The organism is Maritimimonas sp. 2304DJ26-3 (genome assembly GCF_056591635.1).
The window spans coordinates 139,069-164,505 of the sequence record NZ_JBWQOK010000002.1 but is presented as its reverse complement, the minus strand read 5'-3'; the positions used below and the strand labels follow the sequence as shown (position 1 = coordinate 164,505).

General features: G+C 31.1%; 25 protein-coding genes. 15 read left to right on the top strand and 10 right to left on the bottom strand.

Annotation, left to right across the window (positions count from 1 at the left end; translation table 11 throughout):
* Positions 1-13 precede the first annotated feature (13 nt).
* A complete protein-coding gene (locus AC1EUV_RS05610) occupies positions 14-1,012 on the bottom strand; it encodes a sensor histidine kinase (RefSeq protein ID WP_480197702.1) in 999 nt (332 codons plus the stop codon).
* Between the two features lie 193 nt (positions 1,013-1,205).
* On the opposite strand from AC1EUV_RS05610, the gene AC1EUV_RS05605 reads away from it, so the two are divergent.
* The 12 genes from AC1EUV_RS05605 (at position 1,206) to AC1EUV_RS05550 (ending at position 12,914) form a co-directional block, all read left to right on the top strand.
* Positions 1,206-3,194 carry an alpha/beta hydrolase-fold protein gene (locus AC1EUV_RS05605; protein WP_480197701.1) on the top strand — a complete coding sequence of 663 codons (1,989 nt, stop codon included), beginning with the start codon at positions 1,206-1,208 and terminating at the stop codon, positions 3,192-3,194.
* A 9-nt stretch (positions 3,195-3,203) separates the two neighbouring features.
* Positions 3,204-4,145 (top strand): hypothetical protein, encoded by a 942-nt coding sequence (locus tag AC1EUV_RS05600; protein WP_480197700.1) that lies wholly within the window; start codon positions 3,204-3,206, stop codon positions 4,143-4,145.
* The gene (locus AC1EUV_RS05595) at positions 4,138-5,043 is read left to right on the top strand and encodes a TolB-like translocation protein (protein ID WP_480197699.1); all 906 of its coding nucleotides are present in this window, start codon (positions 4,138-4,140) and stop codon (positions 5,041-5,043) included. Before AC1EUV_RS05600 ends, AC1EUV_RS05595 begins: the two co-directional genes overlap by 8 nt.
* A gap of 333 nt (positions 5,044-5,376) precedes the next feature.
* A complete protein-coding gene (locus AC1EUV_RS05590) occupies positions 5,377-6,054 on the top strand; it encodes a response regulator transcription factor (RefSeq protein ID WP_480197698.1) in 678 nt (225 codons plus the stop codon).
* Between the two features lie 210 nt (positions 6,055-6,264).
* On the top strand, positions 6,265-6,786 hold the full coding sequence (locus tag AC1EUV_RS05585; RefSeq protein WP_480197697.1) for a hypothetical protein: 522 nt from the start codon (positions 6,265-6,267) through the stop codon (positions 6,784-6,786).
* Between the two features lie 109 nt (positions 6,787-6,895).
* On the top strand, positions 6,896-7,090 hold the full coding sequence (locus AC1EUV_RS05580; RefSeq protein ID WP_480197696.1) for a hypothetical protein: 195 nt from the start codon (positions 6,896-6,898) through the stop codon (positions 7,088-7,090).
* A gap of 102 nt (positions 7,091-7,192) precedes the next feature.
* On the top strand, positions 7,193-7,708 hold the full coding sequence (locus AC1EUV_RS05575) for a hypothetical protein (protein ID WP_480197695.1): 516 nt from the start codon (positions 7,193-7,195) through the stop codon (positions 7,706-7,708).
* A gap of 199 nt (positions 7,709-7,907) precedes the next feature.
* Entirely contained in the window at positions 7,908-8,486 is a 579-nt protein-coding gene (locus AC1EUV_RS05570) for a hypothetical protein (RefSeq protein ID WP_480197694.1), read from the top strand.
* A gap of 332 nt (positions 8,487-8,818) precedes the next feature.
* The gene (locus tag AC1EUV_RS05565; protein ID WP_480197693.1) at positions 8,819-9,388 is read left to right on the top strand and encodes a hypothetical protein; all 570 of its coding nucleotides are present in this window, start codon (positions 8,819-8,821) and stop codon (positions 9,386-9,388) included.
* Positions 9,389-9,590: 202 nt separating this feature from the next.
* Positions 9,591-11,417: a DNA mismatch endonuclease Vsr gene (gene vsr / locus AC1EUV_RS05560; protein WP_480197692.1), complete on the top strand. Its 1,827-nt coding sequence runs from the start codon at positions 9,591-9,593 to the stop codon at positions 11,415-11,417.
* Positions 11,407-12,126 (top strand): PmeII family type II restriction endonuclease, encoded by a 720-nt coding sequence (locus tag AC1EUV_RS05555; protein WP_480197691.1) that lies wholly within the window; start codon positions 11,407-11,409, stop codon positions 12,124-12,126. Before vsr ends, AC1EUV_RS05555 begins: the two co-directional genes overlap by 11 nt.
* A gap of 83 nt (positions 12,127-12,209) precedes the next feature.
* Positions 12,210-12,914, top strand: a complete 705-nt coding sequence (locus AC1EUV_RS05550) for a hypothetical protein (RefSeq protein WP_480197690.1) — start codon at positions 12,210-12,212, stop codon at positions 12,912-12,914.
* Between the two features lie 1,027 nt (positions 12,915-13,941).
* Here the strand turns inward: AC1EUV_RS05550 and AC1EUV_RS05545 are convergent.
* The 4 genes from AC1EUV_RS05545 to AC1EUV_RS05530 all read right to left on the bottom strand — a co-directional run bounded on the left by AC1EUV_RS05545 (position 13,942) and on the right by AC1EUV_RS05530 (position 17,970).
* Positions 13,942-14,124 carry a zinc ribbon domain-containing protein gene (locus AC1EUV_RS05545; RefSeq protein ID WP_480197689.1) on the bottom strand — a complete coding sequence of 61 codons (183 nt, stop codon included), beginning with the start codon at positions 14,122-14,124 and terminating at the stop codon, positions 13,942-13,944.
* A gap of 84 nt (positions 14,125-14,208) precedes the next feature.
* Positions 14,209-16,182 carry an alpha-ketoacid dehydrogenase subunit alpha/beta gene (locus AC1EUV_RS05540; protein ID WP_480197688.1) on the bottom strand — a complete coding sequence of 658 codons (1,974 nt, stop codon included), beginning with the start codon at positions 16,180-16,182 and terminating at the stop codon, positions 14,209-14,211.
* A gap of 116 nt (positions 16,183-16,298) precedes the next feature.
* Positions 16,299-16,784, bottom strand: a complete 486-nt coding sequence (locus AC1EUV_RS05535) for an Lrp/AsnC family transcriptional regulator (RefSeq protein WP_480197687.1) — start codon at positions 16,782-16,784, stop codon at positions 16,299-16,301.
* Between the two features lie 64 nt (positions 16,785-16,848).
* Positions 16,849-17,970 (bottom strand): M14 family zinc carboxypeptidase, encoded by a 1,122-nt coding sequence (locus tag AC1EUV_RS05530; RefSeq protein ID WP_480197686.1) that lies wholly within the window; start codon positions 17,968-17,970, stop codon positions 16,849-16,851.
* Positions 17,971-18,212: 242 nt separating this feature from the next.
* Between AC1EUV_RS05530 and AC1EUV_RS05525 the strand changes: the two genes are divergently transcribed.
* Complete coding sequence (locus AC1EUV_RS05525; protein ID WP_480197685.1) at positions 18,213-18,572, top strand: helix-turn-helix domain-containing protein; 360 nt, start codon at positions 18,213-18,215, stop codon at positions 18,570-18,572.
* A 53-nt stretch (positions 18,573-18,625) separates the two neighbouring features.
* Here AC1EUV_RS05525 and AC1EUV_RS05520 read toward each other — a convergent pair whose 3' ends face one another.
* The 5 genes from AC1EUV_RS05520 to AC1EUV_RS05500 all read right to left on the bottom strand — a co-directional run bounded on the left by AC1EUV_RS05520 (position 18,626) and on the right by AC1EUV_RS05500 (position 23,280).
* Positions 18,626-21,082: a M1 family aminopeptidase gene (locus tag AC1EUV_RS05520; RefSeq protein ID WP_480197684.1), complete on the bottom strand. Its 2,457-nt coding sequence runs from the start codon at positions 21,080-21,082 to the stop codon at positions 18,626-18,628.
* Between the two features lie 108 nt (positions 21,083-21,190).
* The gene (locus AC1EUV_RS05515) at positions 21,191-21,757 is read right to left on the bottom strand and encodes a DUF4252 domain-containing protein (protein ID WP_480197683.1); all 567 of its coding nucleotides are present in this window, start codon (positions 21,755-21,757) and stop codon (positions 21,191-21,193) included.
* 2 nt (positions 21,758-21,759) lie between these two features.
* Positions 21,760-22,308 carry a DUF4252 domain-containing protein gene (locus AC1EUV_RS05510; RefSeq protein WP_480197682.1) on the bottom strand — a complete coding sequence of 183 codons (549 nt, stop codon included), beginning with the start codon at positions 22,306-22,308 and terminating at the stop codon, positions 21,760-21,762.
* Between the two features lie 29 nt (positions 22,309-22,337).
* Positions 22,338-22,784: a hypothetical protein gene (locus AC1EUV_RS05505; protein ID WP_480197681.1), complete on the bottom strand. Its 447-nt coding sequence runs from the start codon at positions 22,782-22,784 to the stop codon at positions 22,338-22,340.
* The gene (locus AC1EUV_RS05500) at positions 22,771-23,280 is read right to left on the bottom strand and encodes an RNA polymerase sigma factor (protein ID WP_480197680.1); all 510 of its coding nucleotides are present in this window, start codon (positions 23,278-23,280) and stop codon (positions 22,771-22,773) included. Before AC1EUV_RS05500 ends, AC1EUV_RS05505 begins: the two co-directional genes overlap by 14 nt.
* Positions 23,281-23,478: 198 nt before the next feature.
* Between AC1EUV_RS05500 and AC1EUV_RS05495 the strand changes: the two genes are divergently transcribed.
* Both AC1EUV_RS05495 and AC1EUV_RS05490 read left to right on the top strand, forming a co-directional pair.
* Entirely contained in the window at positions 23,479-25,002 is a 1,524-nt protein-coding gene (locus AC1EUV_RS05495; protein WP_480197679.1) for a S41 family peptidase, read from the top strand.
* Positions 25,003-25,062: 60 nt separating this feature from the next.
* Positions 25,063-25,434: an RNA-binding S4 domain-containing protein gene (locus AC1EUV_RS05490; protein ID WP_480198281.1), complete on the top strand. Its 372-nt coding sequence runs from the start codon at positions 25,063-25,065 to the stop codon at positions 25,432-25,434.
* Positions 25,435-25,437: the final 3 nt, after the last annotated feature.

The window sequence follows — 25,437 nt, the reverse complement described above, 5'->3', positions numbered from 1 at the left end:
GATTTGTTGTATCTCATTGCAGTGTTTTTAAATCAATAGATAAATTTACGTGATATTTTATTTTAGAATCATTAATTTCTAAAACATGTGAATTAGTATATAATAATTTTAAACGTCTTCTCACATTCTCTAGTCCCATTCCTTTTCTTTTTGAATCTGAAACCTTTTTAGGTTTGGAATTGCTAATCATAAATTGAAGTGTAGAACGGTTAACCATTACAGAAACAAGTATAGAACTATGTTCGTTCGTACTTTGCGCACCATGCTTAACAGCATTTTCTACAAATGGAATGAGTATCATTGGAGCAATCTTAAGACCTAATACATCTCCATCAATCGAAAATTCAATAGTGCAACGTTTGCTCAGTCTCTTTTCTTCAAGAAGCAAATAATTTTCAATAAATTCTAATTCTTCCTTTAGTAAAACAGTGTCTTTTTTAGCACTCTCTAACTGATATCTCATTAATTCTGAAAGTTGCATGACAACTTCAGGAGTTTCGGACGACTGCTGTCTTGCCAATGAATATATACTATTCAATGAATTGAATAAAAAATGAGGATTTACCTGTTCTTTTAAATAAGTAAGCTCCATTTCTTTTTGTAATTTTTCCTTCTCATCATTTCTTCTTCGAAATAAGATACTTCTTCTCAGAAAGAAAGCAGCCATTCCAGTTCCTGTCGTATAAATAAGAAAAAAGAACATTTTATAAACCCCAATCCAGCTTCCTGGAGAATACCCTTTTAAGTAAGATGTTAGAAATATGGTTCCTATAAGGAGTAAACCATATAAAAAGTACTTTTTTTTATCATAAAAAAGAGGAATAAGGATAAAATGGTTGACCCAAATAACCGCCATGATACTTACAGCAAATCCTAATTGCCATGCATAAAATGCATAATCGCTATCATATTTATTTCTGGATATCCAACCACCCAATATTTCAAGCATGGCCACCAATAAAAAGGCGCCAATATTAAGGAATATGGTATTTCGTAAAGACTTTTTAAGCATAGACTACTTTAATAGTTCATAAAGATACTATCTACAAATACATTTCGTCTTAATTTCTTATAAAATGCTTATATCAATGACGAAATGATCTCGTCATTTAATTAAGGTGTTGATACAATTTTTGAATTCTAGAATGAATAATGATCTACTTTTATAAAACATTTAGATACCATTCATCATCAAAAAGAAAATTATGAGAGCAATTAAATTAATAGTTCTGTCAATTATTTTATTTTCAAATATTGCTTTAGCGCAGGAAAATAGTTCAATAGGAAATCCAACACTAGTTAAAAGTTCTCCACTAGAACTTCCGCAAATTCAGGTCATCCCAATACAAGACACCAAGACGAAAAGAAACTATGAACTTTATGTTGAGTTGCCAGAAAATTATTTAGAAAACGAAAACAAAAGGTATCCTGTTCTGTATTATACAGATGCCATGTGGCATCTTGAAATGTTATCTGGCTCTACAGAATTTATGTTTGAAGACATCATTCTTGTAGGCATTTCTTGGCAGAAGGACAGCGATGGAGCCTTGAAAAAAGAGTTTGGAGACCATGTAAGTCGATACAGAGATTATAGTTTTAGAGCACATTCTAATCCTGAAATTCAAAGAAAAATACATTTCGGACAAGCAGATAAACATTTAGATTTTATTCGTGGTGATGTTATTAAATATGTTGACAAAACCTACCGAACAGATCCAAATAGCAGAACGTATTTTGGATATTCGATGAGTGGTGAATTTGGAGTTTATATACTGCTAACACAGCCTGACACCTTTAACAATTACATAATTGGTAGTCCATCAATAAAGAAAGAAGTGCCTCATTTGGTTGAGCTTCATTCTAAACTTGGGCCATACGATGCATCAGATAGAAAGACAAGCCTGGATTCTAATGTTTTTATTTCACATGGTTCATTAGAAGAAGACATGGTTAAACCAATAGATGAGTTCGTTAAACTATTGAATGATAGAAGAGATAATGGTTTGGCTGTTCAAAGAGTAGTGATTGAAGGTAACCATGAAAGCGCATTTCCTATGACAGCAGTACGTAGCATTGATTGGTTGGTTTCTTTGATGAATCATGAAGCAAAGCCTAACTATTACGAGTCATTTTGGAATATTCCGCATCTTAATAATCCTTATGTGAGTACAACCCCAGAAGATAGAAAAGATGGCATTTTAGTAGATAGTTTATCTGTAGAATCAAATGACTTAAACGGTATCCTCAATTTTTCACAAGATATTTTTAATGGCAAACTTGGGAATTATGATGCCTTACTCATTTCGCACAAAAACAAATTGGTATTTGAATCGTATTATAAAAAAGGACGTGTCAATCTACCACATGGACAAGCATCTGCTGTAAAAGGTTATAGCAGTTTAGTTTTAGGAAGAGCTATTCAAATGGGTTACTTAAAAATGGAAGACCTAAAGAAACCACTGATTAGTTTTCTAAAAGATATTGATCCTAGCAAAATTACTGAAGGCGCTGAAAAAATTACCCTTCATAAGGCATTGACTATGCATGGAGGATTAACAATCGATAGAGACCAATGGAAAGCATTCGAGAACGATTCGGTTCGATTAAAAGGTCAAGGTTTAGTACAGACATTACTTGAGCAAAGCAAACCCATAACGCCAGAGTCTCAGACCTATTTATATGGTAATTTCAATCCAATGTTGGTCATGACAGTTATTGATGCTGTTGTTCCAGGATCTGCGAAGGAATTTATTAAAACCGAGCTCCTAGACAAACTTGGTATAACAGATTATAAATGGTCAACTCATGTTAGTGGTTTACCACAAGCTGGTTGGCAAGCGAGTATCAGGTCGCGCGATATGGTAAAATTGGGGAATCTGGTACTCAATAATGGCAAGTTAAATGGTGAACAATTGATTTCTGCAGAATATCTAGAAAAAGCTACTAGCGGAATTGTTCGACCTTCAATAGACTGGATGCCTAAGAATTATCTTTATGGGTATTTTTGGTACTATACACCTGTAAAAGTTGGTGACAAAAGCTATAAAGGGACATTGGCTTGGGGAGGCGGCGGACAGCGTGTGATAGTTGTAGAAGAATTGGACTTAACCATTGTTATTTCAGGCCACGACCGAGACGATGACAAAATCATGAAATCCATTTTTGAAACCGTTATACCCGCTTTTGCAAAATAATTACAACCAATGAAAACGAATCATTTTATTCTAGCGATTGTAGGAATTTTATTCTTTGTATCCTGCAACTCAAAACAATCCAGTTCAAAGGAGAAAGAAACATTAAGATCTGATACTTATTTAGGACAAAAGCCGCCAGGATTCATTCCAGAAATTTTTGCTCCAGGAATTATTTCAATAAATGGGAGATATGAGCATGGTATCTCGTTTTCTCCTAATTTAGATGAAATCTATTTTTCAGCAAATAAAGAAGACGAAGATCCAAGTATATATATATCAAAACTAGAAGGAAAAAAATGGGCAACTCCTAAAAAAGCAAATTTTACTAAAGGCAAAAAAGCAGGTGAAATGCATCCATTTATAAACCCTAGTGGTACAATTATTCATTTTACAGCTCATGATCCTTTTACATTACCTCACCATAAAGAATCAGTTAAAACTTGGTATGTAAAACGCTTAGAAAATTCATGGAGCGATGCAAAGCAGCTTGATTCACCTATAAATGATGATTTTGTTTTTTATCTAAATGAAGCAAAAAATGGAGATCTTTTTTATACAAATGTGTCGAAAAGAAAAATGTATTATGCACCAAAAAATAATAACAAATATCCCGAAGTACACGAAGTTGGAACCGGAGGTTTTCATGGTTTTATTTCCCCGTCTCAAGATTATTTAGTAGTAAATGCTCGAAATAAAGAAAATGACCAAAGAAAAAGCGATATCTATGTCTATTTTAAGAAAAAAGACGGAACATGGTCAAAATCAATTAACCTTGGCGATGAAGTAAATTCTAATTTCTCTGAAACATGCCCGAGTATTACTCCTGATGGTAAATACTTATTTTTTGGCAGATATAATGAAGAAGGAGGCTTATCAAATTTTTATTGGGTAAGCACTGAAGTTGTCAACAAGTTAAAATTAGCTTATTTCAAAAATTTAATTAATGAATAATATATATATAACAGTACTAATAGCTGTAATACTTTCTTTGCAATCTTGTAATTCAAAAAAACAGCAAATACAAGATAATAATATACCAACTATTGATAATTCATATTTAGGGCAAAAACCTCCAGGTTTAACTCCAATTCCTTTTGCGCCAGGACTAGTTTCTACAGAAATTTATGAATACGATGGTGCATTTACACCAGATATGAAGGCATTTTATTTTATTAGAAGAGGAGAAGAAAATAAAAAATCAGCTTTTTATGAGTACAAATACAATGAAACTAATCGAAAATGGGAAAAATCAGAAATAGCATCTCCATGGATAGGACGACCAGTAATATCTCCAGATGGTGAAATCATGCATTTAGGTGACAGATATTTAAAAAGGACGGAATCTGGATGGTCCGAATTAAAAAACCTTAAACCTCCTACTGTAAGTAATGATTCTATGTATATTATGAGGCTTTCTTCTTCAGCTAATGGTACGTATTATTTTGACACTTATAAAGAGGGTGATACAGCTTTTCCAATTCGCTATTCACGCTTAATAAATGGAAAACATGAAGAACCTAAAGCGTTACCCAAGGCCATAAATACAGGCACTTTTTTAAGCCATCCTTTTATAGCCCCAGACGAATCTTATTTGTTGTTTGATGCTGAAAGGGAAGACGGTTTTGGAGCTTCTGATATTCATATCAGTTTTAAACAAAAAGATGGTACTTGGGGTAATGGAATTAATTTGGGAGATAAGATAAATACCAGCGCATGGGAAGCTTCTGCAAGTATAACGCCAGATGGTAAATATCTCTTCTTTAGTAGAAACGTGGGTTCAGATAATTATGAAAATGTAGATATATTTTGGGTTGACGCTAAAATTATTGAAACTCTAAGACCTAACTAATAAGTCAACTATTTGTATTTAGTAACATTTAAATATTTAAAATGTATTATAATGTTCTGCGTTATGTTACTTTGCTTTGGTAAAAGCAAAGGTTCTCTACTCTTAATTTGCTAAAAAATCTATTCTTAAAAGCTTATTTCACTAAAGTAAATGGAACACTCTTTACCTGAACCGACGAGTAGGGGAATGTGTGTGAATGGAAACGAAACCTTCTGTTTCTACTTTTTTGTGAATAAAAAGGGGGAAAATCCCCTGAAAAAAGGGGAAAAATCCTGTTGAATTAGTTTGAAATCAAAGTTATTTTGTAAGAATAAAATAATTATCCCTAACCCTATGCGACCCCTACAACCCACAAAGCTCTATAAGGTTAGTCAGCTTATTGAAAACAAAGTAATTGACTTAGATGACATCGCCGAGATAATACCGGGCGTACTTCACATAAATTCTACCAGAGATTTGGCGTTTCAGTATATGTCGAAACGAGGCTTAGATCTTTTAAAATATTCATGTGAGGAATTATATGCTCTTGGAGCTGAAGTATTTCATAAACATCAGAGTCCTTATACATTAAACACAGTTTATCCCAAATTATTTGATGAAATTTCTAAAGGTGATAAAAGGAAAGTGTTCACTTTTTTACAAGACTGGCAATATACACCTGAAGACAACCCATTTTATCTTTTTACAACTTCCAAAATTCTCAATGATGAACAGTTGATATCCATTTCCTTATTCCCTGAGGATATTGAAGAAGTCTGCCGTAAAGTAGATCGTTTATTTGGACTAAATAAAACTTTGGAGGTCTATTTCAACAAATACTATACGTTAACTAAAAGGGAAAGGGAAATTTTGGAGCTTTTAGGTAAAGAACTTTCAAGACGAGAAATTTCCGATTTACTATTTATTTCTCCAAAAACCGTCAAGAAACATTCAGAAAATCTATTCAGAAAATTGGGAACTCATAAGAGAATAGATCTTAAAAGAATACAAATAGCTTTTTCTAGTGCTTAATAATAAAAAATAGGCCAATTGGCGTATTGTTCTTACTTAGGTTTTGGTATAAATTTAATTGCAAGAAAATAAGAAATAACTTGTGGAAATTAAGTTTCATTTCTCTTAGATTTCTTAAATGGTTCACTAAATGGAATTTATTTTGCTATTTAGGTACTAGTGTAGATATGCTTTGTTTTGAATAAAGTCTTAGAATTATTTAGTGTAAACATGAAAATAAATAAAACAACATTAGCATTTATTTTACTTATTTTATTTCAATGTCCTTTTTCGTTTGCACAAAAAGATAGTGAAAACTATAATTTAGAAAAAGTATTAAATCAATATGGCGAAGTTAAATTTACAAAACTTTTAAACTCTGAGACTTTAAAATTTTCTAAAGAGAAAAATATAGGATTAAATGTAATTTTAACAACTTACAAAGAAAAGGAAATTAAATACGTTTGGGTTACTTTACCTACCGAAAAAATAAAAATTAATCCTACCTTTTATTTACTTGATTTAGAAATCAAGAATCTTAAGAAACTATTGAATTTTAATGTTGGTAAGTGGGATCGCGGTTTTTTTAAGAATCAGGATAACTGGACAATGGATGCTTCAAAATCGCATACAGGTCTATCAATTAGGTTTTATGAAAAGAATAAATCTAAGGATGAACAAGCACCTATTTTAGTAATTAAAGATAAAGATGCCAGAATATTCATTGAAAAGTTAATTAGTATGATTAATTAATACTTACAAAAATTATTAGGGAAACTGAAATCAAAGACGTTTATGCAAACCCATTAATAAAAGGGGGTAAGCCGAAAACCCATTTAGAGTAGGCAATATATTTATTAAAATGGAGAAGTATAAAGAAGTATCTGAAGAACTGACTAAAGAACTTGAAGAAATCACTCAATTACCTGATGATAAGCAGGATGTAATTGAAGCAATTGAAGAAGAAGCAAAAGAATTTCGTAGATGTATTTGGAGAAGAGGATGTTATTATTGTAAAATTAATGGAAGGTGGAGATTAATACGTTGTATTGGGTGATAATTTAAGGACTTATTTAAAAAATAAGTTCTTAAACTTCAATTTTGTGTTCAACCAAGTGAGTCTTATTTTGCCTAAAGAAACATCTATAAAATAATTTAAATGAAACAGCACTATTACAAAAATCTTATTCTTCATATTCTAATTTTTGCATTCTTTGGGGTATTACACGGACAGGAAGAACGAAATAGTATCAATATACACGAAAGTTTAGTTGATTGGGGGGAAATACAGTATGGGAAAGTTTTGAAATCAAAAACATTAGATATAGGTAATCAGCATGAAATTAAATTCATATGCTTTCAAATTACACATAAAGGTGAGTTCCTAAAATATGTAGAGTTCAGTTTCCGAAGTATTATTAATGGTGAAGAATACAAATGTGTTTTAACCGAGAATGAAATTAGAAATCTTGAAAAGGTGAAAGAATTTAAACCGAATGAATGGAAGAAAGCTTTTTTTGCAAACAAAATAAATCATACAATTGATGCGATTAATTCTGGTAATGGAGTTATTATTAAGATTTATAACATGGAATCTTATCCAAGAGTGCCATTCATGATGGAGAAAAAAACAGCAGAACTGGTCATAGAAACCTTATCAAGACTATTAGGATAATTTAAATTCAATAAATGAAATTTATACCGGTATAAATGTAATTCAACTGCAATATTTTTCCAATCATACTACCGCTAACATTGGCTAGCAGTAATCCTTTGCAGAATGGGGAGAAACCCTGTAGATATTATATTTTGATATACCTAAATTAATGGTCGAAATATATCACAAAATATTAAGTTAAATAAACCTTGACAAAATGAAAAAAGAACAAATTTTCAACCTTTCTCCCGTAGAAGTGGAAACTGTAAGAAGAGCGGCAAAACAGAGATCAAAGTCTTTTGATCCGGCAAAACTATCATATTCAACAAAAGAGTTACATAGTTATGGTCTAGTAAGAGAAGGCTACACAAGAGAGGAAATTTCGAAACTAGGAATTAAACCTGTAATCGTAACTTCAAACGACAAAATTGGAGAAGCTGCACAATCAGAGCTTCAGTTAGATACACCCTTTGGAAGTAAAATTAAAAAATGGCAATTACCTGTTGATATGATGCCTATTAGGGTTGCAAAGACAATTTTTCCCAAAAAATCTGTAGTAAGCGCACATGTACATCCTAAAAATACCGATGATGACCCTGGAGGTGGTTTAAGAATGGTTGCTCAAGGAAGTGTCATTTATCAAGGAGAAACATACCAAGCTGGAGACTGGTTTTTTGTCCCAAATGGAACCTCATATAAATTCACAACAAGTGAAAATGAGGAGACTATAGTATTCTATACCTATACTTTTTTCGGTGCAGCTGAAGGTAATAGATTTTCTCATCCGCATATTTAATAAATAAAAACAAAAATTATGAGTTACAATTATAGAATTAAAGAAATAATGACAAAATTTAATGTTTCAAAAGAAGCCATTGTGGAAATTGAAAAAAGTTTGTTATTAGATTTGGAGGAAAACGGGTTTTTAACAAATTGCAGTGGAGTCCCTAATGGATGCGATCAATCAAAATGCAAATCCAATCAGACTTGTAAGGAAGCTCGCTATGGAAATTGTTATTGTGTTAACAATTAAGTTTTTAAACATCAAATAATCATTGAAATAAGAAAAAGTGTCGAAACAGGAAAAATTTGAATAAAAAAAATGTATTTATTTAACGCGAGTACTATATGTTGAATAACGAAGAATCCAAAAAGCATTGTCTCTTTATTATCGCCCTTATTGGTTTTAGTAATTTAACCACTTCCCAGATTCCTTTTGATTTACGCTGTCCCATACCTTCTGAGTTCAAAATATCAGATTCTTTATCTACAGATCAAAATTATATTATTTATATACCAAAAGAAGATAATGCATATTTTAATGAAACTTTAACGATTACAAAGTCTAGGAAAAAATTTTCTTTAAAGAAATATAAAAAAATAAATTATCAGAGATTCAATAGTAAAAATCACCATAATTTTTATTCAGAGAAACTGAACGATGGTATAGCCTATTCCAATTATTATCAAGATTACTTATTCTATAATTATTACACCCTTACAAATATTCTAACCTTGACTTATAATAGAGTGCTGTATCAGAACTTTTCGAGAAAAAGAAACCACATCTATGATTTTAAGTACACAATTTCATTTGAAAGACCATTTAAAGGGAAGCTTGAAAAATCAGAATTATACAATTATTTCAACAGCAAAAGAACCACTATAAAAAATGCGATTGATTATTGTCATTACTAATAATCTTTTTACAGTTATTTCTTAAAAACCTCTCTTCTAAAAACCTATTTAACCAAAGTTAATGGAACACTCTTTTTGCGATGACGTAGGAGGGAAGTGTAATGTGTGTGGAATGAAATGCTTCAACAAAATTGTGAAAACTTCTTAATAAAAACTTTTATCCCTTTAGGAATATCATCTATTTTTGAGTAAACTTGCTATAATGAATTCAACAATTCCATCTGTTTCAGAAGAACATTTAAAATACTCCAGACGAACTAAGAGGTTGATCGATGGTGAGGTCGTGGAGATAGTACCTCCAGGCATTCAGCGTTCATTGATAATGCAAAGTATTAAGTCAAGTGATACTGGTATTGAGCAAATTATAGAACAGAAATTGATTGAAGAGGGAATTCTTTATACGAAGCCTGAATACATAATTGGTAATATTGATGGTAAGCCAGATTTTGTCTTACCAAAATATAGAGTTGCTATTTTTTGTGACGGTGATTTTTGGCATGGCTATGAATTTAAGAAAGATCAAATTAAAACCAATTCAGAATTTTGGAATAAAAAAATTGAGAAAAATATTGTTAGAGACAAGGAAGTTACCTATAAACTTGAATCTAATAAATGGAAGGTTTTTCGATTTTGGGAACACCAAATTAATACCAATGCTGACGACTGTATAAATGAAATTAGAAACTATATCTTAAAATTAGAAACAGAAGATAATAATAATCGATTCACGTTTATTGATTTATTTTCCGGTATAGGAGGTTTTAGAGTTGCATTGGAAGATCTTGGTGGTAAATGTCTTGGATTTTCTGAAATTGATAAAAAAGCAATAGAAACATATAAATTAAATTTTCTAGGATCAACTTATCATGATGAAATAGAATTGGGTGACATTACGAAAATATCAAAGTTACCTTTTGATGTTGATGTTATAGTTGGAGGAGTACCGTGCCAAGCATGGTCCGTCGCTGGTAAGATGAGAGGCTTTCAGGATTCAAGAGGAAAACTGTGGGAGGACTCAATTCGAGTAGTTAAACTTAATCAGCCAAAGTTTTTTATTTTCGAAAATGTGAAGGGTTTAATGGATCCAAGAAATAGAGAAAGCCTTAATTTAATTGTAACTTCGTTAGAAAACGTAGGCTATAATGTAATTTCTCCAAAACTTTTGAATTCATATGATTTTGGTGTACCACAGAATCGAGATAGAATATTTATTGTTGGTTTTAGAAAAGATTTGCAACTAAAAGAACCATTTAAATATCCGTTGCCCTTAAATATAAAAATGACCATTGCCGATATTCTTGAATCAGTAAATTCTAAAAAAGTTAGGAAAACTAAGATTGATCCTTTCAAGATTCATGGAAATTATGTTCCTAAGGCAAGAAATAGATTTCAAAAAGAAAATGAATTGAATGATTTTTTTGTTTTTTGCGACACTAGAAACGGACATACAAGTATTCATTCATGGGAGTTGAAAAGAACGACTAAAAGGGAAAAAGAAATTTGTATGATCATTTTAAGAAATAGAAGGAAAAAGAAATATGGAAGTGCCGATGGAAATCCTTTAAGCCAATCAGATTTACAGGAATTAATGCCTAATTTGAAAGAGAGAGAATTAGAAAAGCTGGTCGATAAGAATATATTGAAAACAAAAGAAGATGGGAAATATGTTTTTGTGAATTCAAAAAATTCTTCTGGAATAAACGGTGTGTACAGAGTTTATTTACCTCATTCTGAAATATTTTCAACCTTGACAGCTACAGGGACTAAGGATATGATCGCATTAGAATCTATTGAGTCCAATGACCCCATGGAATACAAGGATAAGTTTATTAGAGAAATATATAAAAAGAAAAAATTTAGACCTCTAACAAGTAGAGAAACAGGTAAGTTACAAGGGTTTCCTAATTGGTTTGCGGTTCATGAAATTGAAAGATTCGCTAAGAAGCAATTTGGTAATGCAGTCTCGGCACCTGTGATATATCATTTAGCCAAAAGTATAATTAATGTTATAACATTGGATGAAGAATAAAGATAGAGAAGAAATAATTTCTAAATTCAAGAATTGGTTTCGTGAAACTTTAATTGAAAATCACCGAAAAAATACTGAAAAACTTGTTGATGTAAACGAGTTTAACATTAATCCTTTTTTATTATACTACCTTTCAAATTTTTTAGAAGGTAATTCTGACCCAAAGTCGTTAGCAAAAGCTTTAATTTACCCAAGAGTACTTGGAACTTCAATAACAACTTCATTTGGACAAAATGTACAGTCTTTTGTAACGAAAGTTTTGGATGCTTATGGATCTAGTACACCCGGTATTGATATAGAGTTCATTGATTATTTGGATGGAGACAAAAAATATTGTCAACTAAAATCTGGCCCTAATGCATTAAATAAGGACGACGTAACCACAATTAAAGATCATTTTAAAGGAGTAATTAATTTGTCGAGGACCAATCATTTGAAAATCCCCTACGAAAATCTTGTTTTTGCTTTAATTTATGGTGAAAAGGACGATGCAAATTCATTTATTAGGGTTCTGGAAAAAGACCATGTGGTTTATTATGCTAGAGAATTTTGGCATAGATTCACTGGTGATGACGACTTTTATTTTGATCTGATTAAGGCGGCTGGAGAAGTCGCCAGAGACGTTGATATGAAAAGTATTGTTGAAGATGTCGTAGATAAATTGAGCTTGTCAGTAGAAGATAAATTCAAGGAACTTTATCAGAAATAATTTTTCGAATAATTGCTTTCAACACCCAGATTGATGTAAGAGTGCAAAACTGAATTAGTGATTATTAGTTTATTCCACATTTTATGAAAGTTAAAAATCCCATAACATGGAGCACTCTGGCGAAATTTAATGATAACAAAGTTATTAATAGAGCCTATCTATACTTGTTTATTGTTCCTGCCTTAGCCAAACTATTTTCTAAAATAGAATCACCTTTAAATTTTGTCATCGGCACTCAAAACATTCAAATCATTTTTGATTTACCCTTTAGTTGGAAGTACTTTTTCTTTTCTGCATTATGTTTTACAATTGGAACTTTAATGTTCAATTTAAAGTCACCATTAATAATCAGAAAGGAAAAGTCGTTCGGTGATTTTGTTGCAAGCAAGAAAAGTTATATTCATATTTATGATTACATGAATAACTTGGGAATAAATGATGATTGGGCAGAGGATTTAGGTTTAATTGAATTATCGCCAAGAACTACATTTAAGGAGAGACGGTCAAATTTCAAAAAATTTATTTCGGAAAAACAAGATGGGTTGAAAAAAAAGGTGTTAAAAGGTATTTACTTGTTGAACCATGTAAATGAGGATAGAATACTCTTCACATCGAATGAAAATGATATTGATCATATGAGAGACTCCTTCTGGCGGATATATAATTATGCGGATAACGAAAATATTCCTTGGCTGGTAGTGACTTGGCTAGCTTACAACGCAGGTTTCGTTTTAATTGGAATTGTAATTATTCAAGGTGTAATCGAAGTAATAAGATACATGCTTTAGAATAAACCGGCCTCATAAAACTTTGGTGAAAACTATAGGTGAGGGTAGTGGCTATATTTTAGGTTCGATAGCAGCAGAATGTATGGCTGTCGAAATTATTAATAAATCACTGTTTTTCAACAGATTACGCTACGATCTCTAAAATATAACGAAACGAACCGTACATATTTTCCAAAGTTTTATGCAGCCTTGATTTTTTGTTTCTTTTGCATCAAGGCAAAAGAAAGGTGTAAAGACTTGAAATCGTTGAGTTTCTATTTAACATAATATCTAAAGAAAGAATGCTGAATTAAAAGCAGAATATTAGCAAGTGAATAGAATTTATAAAGTAAATTTATTCTGTTGCGATAAGCTTGTAAAAAAGCTCATGAGATTTTTCTAGTAGAATATTTAATTCTAAACGAATGTTTCATACGAAGCAAAAGCATTTGCTTTTTTTGGTGGCTGCAAGCGATGGAAAATTGAAATTTAAAAATGATTGCATCAGCAATTATGTTTTAAATAAGCAATCGAGCGTTTGGAGGCGGCAATTTTACATAATGCCAAATTATGGGACATTTTACGTAATTATAAAAACCAATCGCTTAGAATCCAATATTTAAAAGTTTTTAAACTCAAGTACCGAATATTGAATTCTTACAACAAACATTCTGGGAAATTTTACATAATATAGAATTATGGCTACATAGAAGTGTATGTACATTGGCCAGCGCGCCGTCTTTCTTAAATATTGCTTCATCCACAGGATAAACCAATATTATAAAATGTACTATAATTTATATTATGTTAAATAGTATTATTTTATACCTCTTCTATTATTAAGTAGATATCATGAATTTGTTGTAACAAAACGACACAAATTACTACCTATTAGTATAACCTTGTTTAAAGATAATGGGAAAAACTAACAATAATTTTATAATAAAACTAAAGCATTGGTTTAGTGCTTTTCACAAACGTGAAGTAAAACAATTCAATACTATGCTAGGTATTAAATCAAACTCTAATAAAAAATGTTGACCTAACCTTATTGAGCTATCGGATTGATCATAACTTTGCTAATGATACCGTAAGCACAATCAACAATCATCTCAAGAGGATTACGACACTTTATACAGTCCTCAATAAACTGCTGTTTTACTTTATCTGTTTCAACAAATGTAGATATCTCATTGTAACAGTATGGGCAATTAAATTCGTGCTCACTCATGACTAATTTCGGTTTTAGTTGTAGCTCTAATTATAGCTAAGGGTTTAATCTAAAACGAATTAGCAGATAAATTATTACAAATTACTAATATTCAATAAGATCTTTTAAGGCAGAATTAAGTTTACTTTTAGCTAAATATTGATGCTCTAAATCGGCTTGAAATGGTATTGGAGTCTCTAAACTTGCTACTCTTTTAACAGGAGCATCTAAATATTCAAAACAATTCTCCATTATTAATGCAGAAATATCGCTTCCAATGCCACCAAATATAGAATCTTCTTGAACTATAATTGCTTTACCTGTCTTTTTAACCGATGTAAAGATTGTTTCGGTATCTAATGGTTGCAATGATCTTAAATCTATTAAATCTGCAGAAATACCTTGATTTTCAAGTTCCTCTAATGCCCAATGCACTGAAGCTCCAAAGCTAATTATTGAAACCTCATTACCTTCTTTTAATAAAGATGCTTTCCCTAAAGGAAGTGTATAATAATCAGTTGGTACATCTTGTCGGATGCTTCTGTACAATGCTTTATGCTCAAAAAACAACACGGGATTTGGATCTTCAATAGCGGTCGCTAATAAACCTTTAGCATCATAAGGAAACGCCGGATATACAACTTTTAATCCTGGCGTTTTAGTAAACCATGCCTCATTGGTCTGGCTATGAAATGGTCCAGCCGCTACTCCAGCTCCACATGGCATTCTAACGACTACATTAGCATTTTGATTCCATCTATAATGAGATTTAGCCAATAAATTAACTATAGGATTAAATCCTGAAGAGACGAAATCTGCAAATTGCATTTCAACTACCGATTTCATTCCATTTACAGACAAACCATATGCTGCTGAAACAATCGCCGATTCACAAATAGGTGTGTTACGTACACGTTCAGTTCCGAATTCATCTATAAAACCTTCAGTTATTTTAAAAACTCCTCCATACTCAGCAATATCTTGTCCCATTATAACAAGATCATTATGATGTTGCATCGCTTGTTTTAATCCTTGTGAAATAGCATCTATCAATCGGATATTTTCTACAGTAGAATTTGATTTAACTTCTTTAAAATCAAAATTTTGAAACACATCATCTAATTCATTTTCTATGGTTGAATTTATAATTTCTTCTTCATTTGCTTCTTTCCAATTCTTATCAATTTGGTTACTCAATTCTTTTTTAATTTCAAGAATTTCTTCCATAGAAATGAGACCTTCATCTAATAGATATTTTTGATAATTCTTTAAAGGATCTCTAGTTGCCCAGGTTTCAATAAGCTCTTTTGGTACATACTTTACACCACTAGCCTCTTCATGACCTCGCATTCTAAAAGTTTTAAACTCTAAGAGCACAGGTCGGGATTTGTTACGAATACTTTTTACAATGGTATCCACTTTAGTAAATACTTCTAAAATATTATTACCCTCAATAATATGCGATTCCATTCCGTAGCCTAAAGCTCTATCTGCTAAATCTTTACAATTATATTGTTCAGCAGTTGGCGTTGACAATCCATATCCATTATTTTCAATACAGAAAAGCACAGGCAATTGCCATACAGACGCAACATTTAAGGCTTCGTGAATATCACCTTCACTAGTACCACCCTCTCCAGTAAACACCGCACAAACCTTTTTGTTGCTCTTTAACTTGTTGGCTAATGCTATACCATCTGCAACCCCAAATTGAGGTCCAAGATGTGAGATCATTCCTACAATATTATACTCTTGTGTACCAAAATGAAAACTACGATCACGTCCTTTTGTAAAACCATTTGCTTTACCCTGCCATTGTGAAAACAATCTATTTAACGGAATATTTCTAGTTGTAAATACGCCTAGATTACGATGCATTGGTAGAATATATTCATCTTCATCCATAGCAGAAGTTAACCCTACAGCTATAGCTTCTTGCCCAATGCCACTAAACCATTTTGAAATTTTACCCTGGCGCAATAAAACCAGCATCTTTTCCTCTATCATACGAGGCTTAAGCATGGCTTTATATAATTCTATTAATTTTTTATCGCTTAACTTCTTTCTACTAAATAACATTAAAAGGCAAACTTTAAGGTTTCAAAAGTAGCAAAATTTGTTTGTAGATAGTCGTAAAATAAAAAATCTTCTTCAAAATTATTGAAGAAGATTTTTAAGGTCTTTTATAGGTATGTTTAGATGATATAATCATTAAAAATTGTATGCATCAAACGTTTTTTATCATTAATTACTTCTTCTAGTGAAATAGATGTTTCTGTTCTTTGAACGCCATTTATATTGTCAATCATAAAGATAATATCTTTAGCATGTCTAGTGTCTTTAGCTCTAAGTTTACAAAACACCGTAAATTTACCTGTAGTTAGGTGAGCTACAGTAATTTCAGGTATATTTTCAATTTCGGTAATTACCTGTTCTGTCAAAGAAGAATTTTCTAAAAGGACACCTACATAAGCAATAAAGGTATATCCCATTTTATCATAATCTACAGTAAGCGTAGACCCTTTTATAACACCTTCTTCTTCCATCTTCTTTACACGAACATGTATTGTACCAGCTGATACCAATAATTTTTTTGCTATATCCGTAAATGGAGTTCTAGCGTTTTCAATTAAAATATCTAATATTTGATGATCTATCTCGTCCAATTTAAACTTTGCCATTATATTTAGTTAAGGGGATTTAACTATGTAAAATTGGAGATTTTATTGAATAAATCCCAAAAAATTAACAATTATTTTTAAGAAATCGTTGTAGTTCTTTTTTGTCTGAAAACTTTAAACCATCTCCATCTATAATTTTATTGGCATTATAGCTCTTTAAATTTCCAATATGCTCTATTACAGGTGTAAACACTATACTTTTATTAATCAGTTCTTCTTTAAAAAGAATACCAATATCAACTTTTTCAGATTCGCTTTCAAGGAAAACATTCTTATAAATGATGTCTAAATAGAATTTTTTATTATTTGGGATGTCGAAATACAGCTTAAAATCTTCAAGTCTATCTTTAAAGCTTATAAAATTTAAACCTTGAAGCAGTGATATAAAATTTAATTTACGAACCACTTCTCTATCATAATCATCTTTAGAATGACCTGCCTCTATTAAAATGGTATTATGCCCCATTTTCTGAAAATTATCGCCTGTTGCTGTTGGATAAAACTCATCAGTATAGCGACCAATATTTCCGGGTATTATCTGTTGTAACAAATCATTTATAGCAATTATAACTCGCATAGTTTCTTTTCTTCCATCTGTAATTGTACGTTCTTTATCAATAGATGGTGCTAAAAAAGATAATGTGGCTGGTCTTTTAGTTTCATCAACGCTAAAAATGGTACGCTGATCATGAAGGTTAAAGCAATAGACAGGGTTTACTTCTTTTAGAGTTTTCACTAGTACAGCACTTTCAGGAGCTTTAAGGTCTATAGCATCTCTATTTAAATCAATGTTATTAGCATTTACTCGAGTATAAACTTGAGCTCCATCGGGATTTAGCATAGGTATGCATATAACTGTACAGTTGCTTAGAATTTGATCTCGCAAATTTGTAAGTTTTTCTGGGTTTTGAAAAAAATTAAACAAGTCAAATAGTGCTTTGGTGCCTGTACTTTCATTACCATGCATTTGTGACCAAATTAAAACCTTGATATCACCAGAACCAATATTGACTCTATAAATAGGTCTTTTTTCTTCTGTCTTACCAATTTCACAAAAAGTAAATGGATACCCTAACTTATTAACTAAGGGTTCAACATCAGACAAAGTAATGTATCGGCCATGCAACGACGACTCTTTATTTTTCTGATGCCACTCTTGAATTTTATTTGCATGAATTTTTATCACGTTACAAATGTAAATAATCATAAGTTTACAAATGTAATTTACAATTGTAAATAAATTTACGATATTTAAGTGTTATGATTGCAAAATATTTAAAAAATAAATAATTTTAGATTTAAGTCATTATTAATCATATTATTAAATTATTTTATATAAAGTATTTAATTATTAAAACCTTATAATTACAGTTATTTAATTCGACTATTTAAAATTAAATAATTTACTTTTGTAACAAATATTTTAATATGATTAACACAGAGCAATTTGGTAAGCGTTTGCGAAAGGTAATGGAGTTCTACCAATTATCTTCAGCTTCTTTAGCAGACGAAATTGGTGTGCAGCGTTCTAGTATTTCTCACTTATTGTCTGGTAGAAATAAGCCAAGCTTAGATTTTGTTTTAAAAGTATTAGATCGATTTAAGGAAGTTGAATTGTATTGGTTAATGAACGGCAAAGGAAATTTTCCAACAAAGGGTACCACTACTCTATCAAAGACAGTCGCGCCTTCTGCATCAGTTGCAGAAAATATATCTAACACCGATAAATCAATTGATCGCATCATTATTTTTTACAATGACGGTACATTTGAAAATTATATTCCATAAAAAAACCTCTTAAAAAATTTTAAGAGGTCTCTGTTATGTTAAATTCGTTGGATCTATTTGATTTCAGCTAAACCTTTTGAGACTACATCGATTAGCTCTTGCTTATTTTCTGAGATTAATTGTTGTTTTGCTAGTGCAACTTGCTCTAACATTTGTTTAATAACCGCATCTGCGCCATAAGCCTTAAACTGTTTGGCTTTAGTTACAAAATCTGCAACCATTATTTTATTAGCTTCTAAGTTATCGCTTAAAGCAATCCATTGAAAGGCTTGCCCATACAAAGCTTGTACATTTTGATCTTCATTAAAAAATAAACCGCTAATAATTTTATCTGCTACAAAAGGCATTTCATTAGCATTTTGCTCTTTTATATAAATTTCTATCAACCCAGGAGCTAAACCTTTTTTGTCTAAAGGATTCACAATAGAATTCGCTTTGGCTATAGCTGCCTCTCTATCTAAAGCATATAAAGCTGTCAATGCATTAGATTGTACGCTGTAAGACTTACTATTTAATGCTTCTTTGAATAACGGAATATATTTACTGTCAGCTAATTTTGATAATATTTTTATACCCTTTGCTCTTACTAAGGTCTTTTGATCATTGGCAACAAGATCTTCAACAATTTTAAGAGCCTCTGCACTTCCATCTAATTTTACATTGTCTAAAGCTAAAATTCTAATTCCGTGATATGGATCATTAAGTGCTTTTAAGATCGTGTTATGAGTAGCTTCATCACTTTGATTTGAAGCTAGTGCTAGAATAGCTTCTCTCCTATCTAAATAATTTGCTTCTTTAGTATTGTATTGATAAATATAGTTTGCAACCGACTTAGCATCCTCTATTTCTGATACTAAAATTTTATCTGCATCTATATTAACCAATTGAGGTTTAGTGGAATACTTAAATGAAAATTGCTCATCTTTATTCTTTACCCATACATTATAACGCTTCTTTATATTATTTTCATAAACATCAATCACTAAAGGAAATTCAAATACTTTATCCGTCTTTTGTTTGATGTTTACAGTTACAGATTTGCCTGTTTCATCATAATCATAGGTAATATCTAATTTAGGGTGCCCTGCACCAAAATACCATTGATTAAAAAACCAATTAAGGTCTTTACCGCTTATTTTTTCTAAGCTTAATCGCAATTGATGAGCCTCTCCTGTGCTGTATTCATTTGCTTTTAAATAGTGATTTAAACCTTTAAAAAATGCTTTATCTCCTAAATAATTACGAAGCATGTGTAGAATATATCCTCCTTTATTATAAGATACGCCATCAAACATATCTTCTCTACTATTATAATGAAAGCGGATAAGGTCTTTTTTCTCATTACCGCCATTTAGATATCCTTGTAAATCGCTGTAACGATGTGCATCTGCATGATCTTTACCATGCTTATGTTCTCTCCATAAATACTCACTGTAACTTGCAAATGATTCATTCATTGTAAGGTTACTCCAGCTTTCAGTAGTTACCAAGTCGCCAAACCAATGATGAAACACTTCATGCGCAATAGTGTCTTCCCAAGTATTTTCATCTATTAATTGACCAGATGTTTGTTGTACAGTTTCGCCATGAATTACAGCTGTTGTATTTTCCATAGCACCACTTACATAATCTCTACAGGCAATCTGAGCGTATTTTGGCCATGGATATTTATAATCTAATAAGTCGGAAAAAAAAGTGAGCATTTCTGGAGTTGTTCCAAAAATTTCTTTTGCGTAAGGCTCATATTCTTTTTCAACATAATAATCTACCGGAATATCATTCCATGTATCTTTTACAACGCTAAACTCTCCGATTCCCATAAAAAATAAATATGGAGCATGTTTTTGATCCAATTTCCAATAATCAGTTCGAGTGCCATCATTATTTTCTGAACTAGTCTCTAAGGTACCATTTGATAGCGTTACGTACTTATTTGGCACTGTTATATAAATTTCTTGGGTAGTTTTTTGATTTGGGGAGTCAATTGTTGGAAACCAACAGCTATTTGATTCAGTCTCGCCCTGAGTCCAAATTTGTGTTGGTTTATTAGGGTCTGTGTCCATAGGATCGATAAAATACAGCCCTTTAGCGTCATTAATTGCGGCACTACCTTCTTGTGTTACTTCTTCAGGTCTTGCCGTGTATGAAATGTATAATGTATATTCCTCATCTTTCACAAATACATTATCTAATGTGATATTTAACTTTTTACCATCATATTCATATTTCAATGCTTTTCCATTTCTGCTAACTTCATGAATTAACATTGCTTTTGCGTCTAACGTTACTGTTTTAGTATTGTAAAAATGAGGCTTTAAGGTTATCCACTCTTCACCTATCAAATGTTGTTTGTCAAAATCGAACTTTACTTTTAATTTAGTATGAACTATATCGTTTATCTTTTCTCTTTCCGCTCTATAAATAGTATTGTCTTCTATGGCTTTTTTTTCTTGAGCGTTAATTGCAATTGTAAAGAATGCAACTAAAATCAACATTTTTAATCTGAACATTTACAGTAATTTAAAATTTAAGAGCCAAATATAATTCAAATATTTGTTAAGTATGGTTAAAAAAAATCCCGCTCAAGGCGGGATTTATAAAGTTTAAAGTGAGATTAGTTAATCTATTTTTATATTATTCGATTTAAAAAAACCTTCTAATTGTTTTAGACCTACGTTACCATTATCAACATTTTGAATACTACTCATCAGCTTCATAATCTTTTCTGGCTTCATATCATCTCCTAAAACACGTACTAAGGCAAACCCTTGTGTTTTATCTGAAGCGTATACAACTACTTCATCAAAACTCTCGGTATTCTCATCTCCTTCGTATTTAATAACAACATCTCTACCTTTATCTTTCATACGCATTAGCTCACTAAACTTTTTGCTTTTTAAAATCTCTTTCACTTTCTTTTTTTCAACATCATATTCAACTCCATTTGTTTCGTTCTTTCTAAAAGCTAATACATTCATTTTCTTAAGAGAGGCTAAGGCATCTTTTGCTTCTGCAGGCACATCACTTTTTAAAGAAATAATACTTGCCGGAATATCTACAGAGATAAAGTTCTTATTATCCTGACTATCTATGTAATACTTCTGTAAAGATGCCTCACTACCAGCACATGCAGTAAAAAATACAGTTATGGCGATCAATACAATAAGGTTTGCTAATCTTTTCATATTTATTTATTCTTTTTTACCTTTTTTAAATGCTCACCACCTTGAATATTCATCTTACTAGTCAATTCAGAGATTTTATTTAAATCAATATCACCAGTTATAGAAACTATTACAGCTTCTGGCTTACGATCTTCGTCACCCATGTGCTTGCTAATACCTTGAACAAACATAAACAGTTCGCTTACATGATCAGCGTCTCTACCCTCTTTCACATAAATTTTCACATTACCTTCCTTATCTTTAACTCTCATTAATTCAGATAGTTTAGAAGACTTTAAGTAATTAGTTACATTAGATTTCATATCAGCTGCGATAGAAGCACTTTCTGTTGCAAAAACACGTAAACTTTTTAAGTTTTTTACCATATTTACATATTCTTTTGCTTCTTCAGAATCTGTACCAATTCTAGACATTAGGTCAAAAGCTCTTTTAGATACTACTACGGTAGATACTTCTTCCATATCTTCATATTTATCAAATACAGATTGTGCAAAAGTAACCATTGGTGCTATTGCTAAAGCAAAAGCTATAATTATTGTTTTTATTTTCATTTTATTGTTTTTATTAGTAATCATGATTTCTATTTTTTTGTTTTAAACACTTTGTTTTGTGCTTTGCTATATTCATTCAATCCTGCAAAAGCAACATTTTCTCCTTTACTTAGGTTTTGAGAAATTAGTTGGAATGCTTTTTGAGTTTCTAACAATGCTAGTTTAGCTTCTTGTTCCTCTTTAGTAGATAAACCACTGTTAAAAGGATTTTGTAAAGAATACACACTAAATAGTAAAACTACAGCTGCGGCCACTGATAACCATTTCCAATTTGAATTTCTAGGTTTTAAAGGAATAGTTTTTGTAAATCGCTCTTCTTTTGTTTTATTAAAATAACCAAAAAGTGCTTTGTATTCTATAAGATGAGAAGCTACGTCATCTTGTGAAAAATACGTTTTTAGAGTTTCTTCTTCTTTTATTGAAGTTCCTGCTTCTAAGTACTTATCTAGTAATTTTTCTATGTTAGCTAATTCCATACTTATGTTGTTTTATGAGTTGTTCTCTAATTGTTTTTCTTGCTCTAGACAATGCTACACGCACTGCTGTTGGTTGTAAGTCAAGAATCTTGCCAATTTCTTCGTATTCATATTGTTCTACATCACGAAGTTGAATGATCAACTTCTGTTTTTCTGGCAAACCTTCTATTAATTCATGTACTTTACTTACACTATCTTCTAATTCTATTTTTCGTTGTAACGAAACACTATCGTCTTTATAGTTGCTATGTACTAAGGTTAAATTATTAGATCTTTTCGCTTTTAATTGATCTAAACAATAATTCTTAGTCATTGTCATGGCAAAAGCTTCAACATTATTATAATCTTTTAGCTTTTCTTTATTCCTCCACAACTTGAGATAAAGTTCTTGGGTAGCATCTTCTGCTTCATCTGTCGAGACTAGCAAACGCTTTGCTAACCTAAAGACTTTATCTTTTAAAGGTAAAACTGTATTTAAAAATTCAGTTTGTTTCATGTTTGGTTTCGTTCTAAGAAATCAGGAATGCTAAATTTTAACATTTTTTTTATACTAATTTCTTCTTTTGGTTTGATTTTTGAACAATGCAATTATCGCATTACAACATTACGACGAGCAAGTTATAATTTTGTTACATCGAGTAATTAAAAATGTTAAATTGCGACGAATTTAATTTAAATACATTAACTAAAATTTATGAAGAAAGCATTTTTAGCATTGTTGTTTGTTTCAATGTTTATAAGTAGTTGTAGTAGTGATGACACAGTAGTTACACCAGGGCCAAGTGTTGTGCTTAATAGTGAAGAGAATGATTTTGTTTGGAAGGCTATGAATTATTGGTATTTTTGGCAAGATGATGTTACTGATTTATCTGATTCTAAAGATGACGACATTGACAGCTATTATACATATCTTAATGGGTTTTCAGATTCAGAAGATCTTTTTAATAGTTTGAAGTTTAGTGCAGATGATTTTTCTTGGTTTGTTCCTGACGTTGATGAACAATTAAATAGCTCTAGAGGAGTCACAGCATCTTATGGCATAGATTTACCCCGTACAGTTTTTTCTTATACAAATACCAATAATAATATTGTTATCTATATTAATTATGTAGTAGAAGGTTCACCAGCTGATAATGCAGGAATTGAAAGAGGTGATCTAATCTATAAAATTAATGGACAAGTTTTAAATGAGACAAATTTTGGGGTATTAAATGATATAATATTTGCAGAACAAGGAGAATCAATTACCATTGGAGTTGGATCATTTGTCAATAATACTATTGAACCTAAAGGTGATGACAAGACTTTGGTTGCCGAACAAGTTTCTGAAAATCCTGTTTATTATAGATCAATTATTGAAGAAGGCGATAAAAAAATTGGTTACTTAGTTTATAACAGATTTAATTATACCTACCATACTGAATTAAACGATGTATTTAATTATTTTAAAACAAATGGAGTTAATGAATTAATTTTAGATTTAAGATATAATCCAGGTGGACAAATCTTAACATCTGCATTTTTAGCCAGTATGATAGAGGGTAATCAAGCTAATGGGGCAACTTTTGCAAGAACTAAATATAATTCTAAAAGGGATGCTAGTAATGGCTTAATTTACCCATTTTTTAATAACCTATTTGTATATAATAAGGAAGGTGAATATATAGAAGGAGGAGATGTACCAGTAAATAGACTTACTAATTTAAATAAGTTGTATATAATAACATCTAATGGCACAGCATCTGCAAGTGAAATGATTATTAATGGACTAAACCCTTCATTAGACATAACTCTAGTTGGTTTAAAAACAGTTGGTAAAAATGAAGGTTCGTTTACAGTAGTAGATGCACCTGAAGATAATAATAATGATCCTTATACCAACATTTCTAATAGAAACCCTAATCATAATGTTGGGCTGCAGCCTATAGTTCTACAAGTGTTTAATAGTTTAGACCAAAGTGATTATGGAGATGGGTTTGATCCAGATGTTGAAATAGATGAAACAGATTTCGCACTTAATATTTTACCATTGGGCAATACTAATGAACCATTATTGAGAGCAGCATTAAATGAGGTGACTGGTGCTAGTGCCAAACAAAAAATAGAAAAATCTTCATCAACAAAACTAAAAGAAAAAGCATTGAAGAAACGTAAGTTTGAAGATGATATGTATATGCTTCCATCAGATATTAAGCTATTAAATAAAGGTTTTAAATAATCTTTATCTTAAATTTATAAATTGCCACCAAAGATTGGTGGCTTTTTTTATTTTTGGATTATGCGAATTGATAAATACTTATGGGCTATACGCTATTATAAAACTAGAAATCAGGCCTCTATTGCTTGTAAAAAAGGTCAGGTACGTGTAAATGATGTAATAACTAAGCCTTCTAAAGAGGTTTATATTGGTGAAAAGATTTCATTGCGTAAAAATCAAATTGTTTATCAGTTAGAAGTCTTGGATACTCCGCCAAATAGAGTTGGTGCAAAATTGGTTGATTTATACAGGAAAGATATTACGCCAAAAGAAGCATTTGATAATCAAGAATTATTAAAATTAGCTAAAGAGCATTATCGAAAAAAAGGAACTGGTAGACCTACTAAAAAAGATCGTAGAGATTTAGAAGACTATACAGATATTGAAAAGTAATTG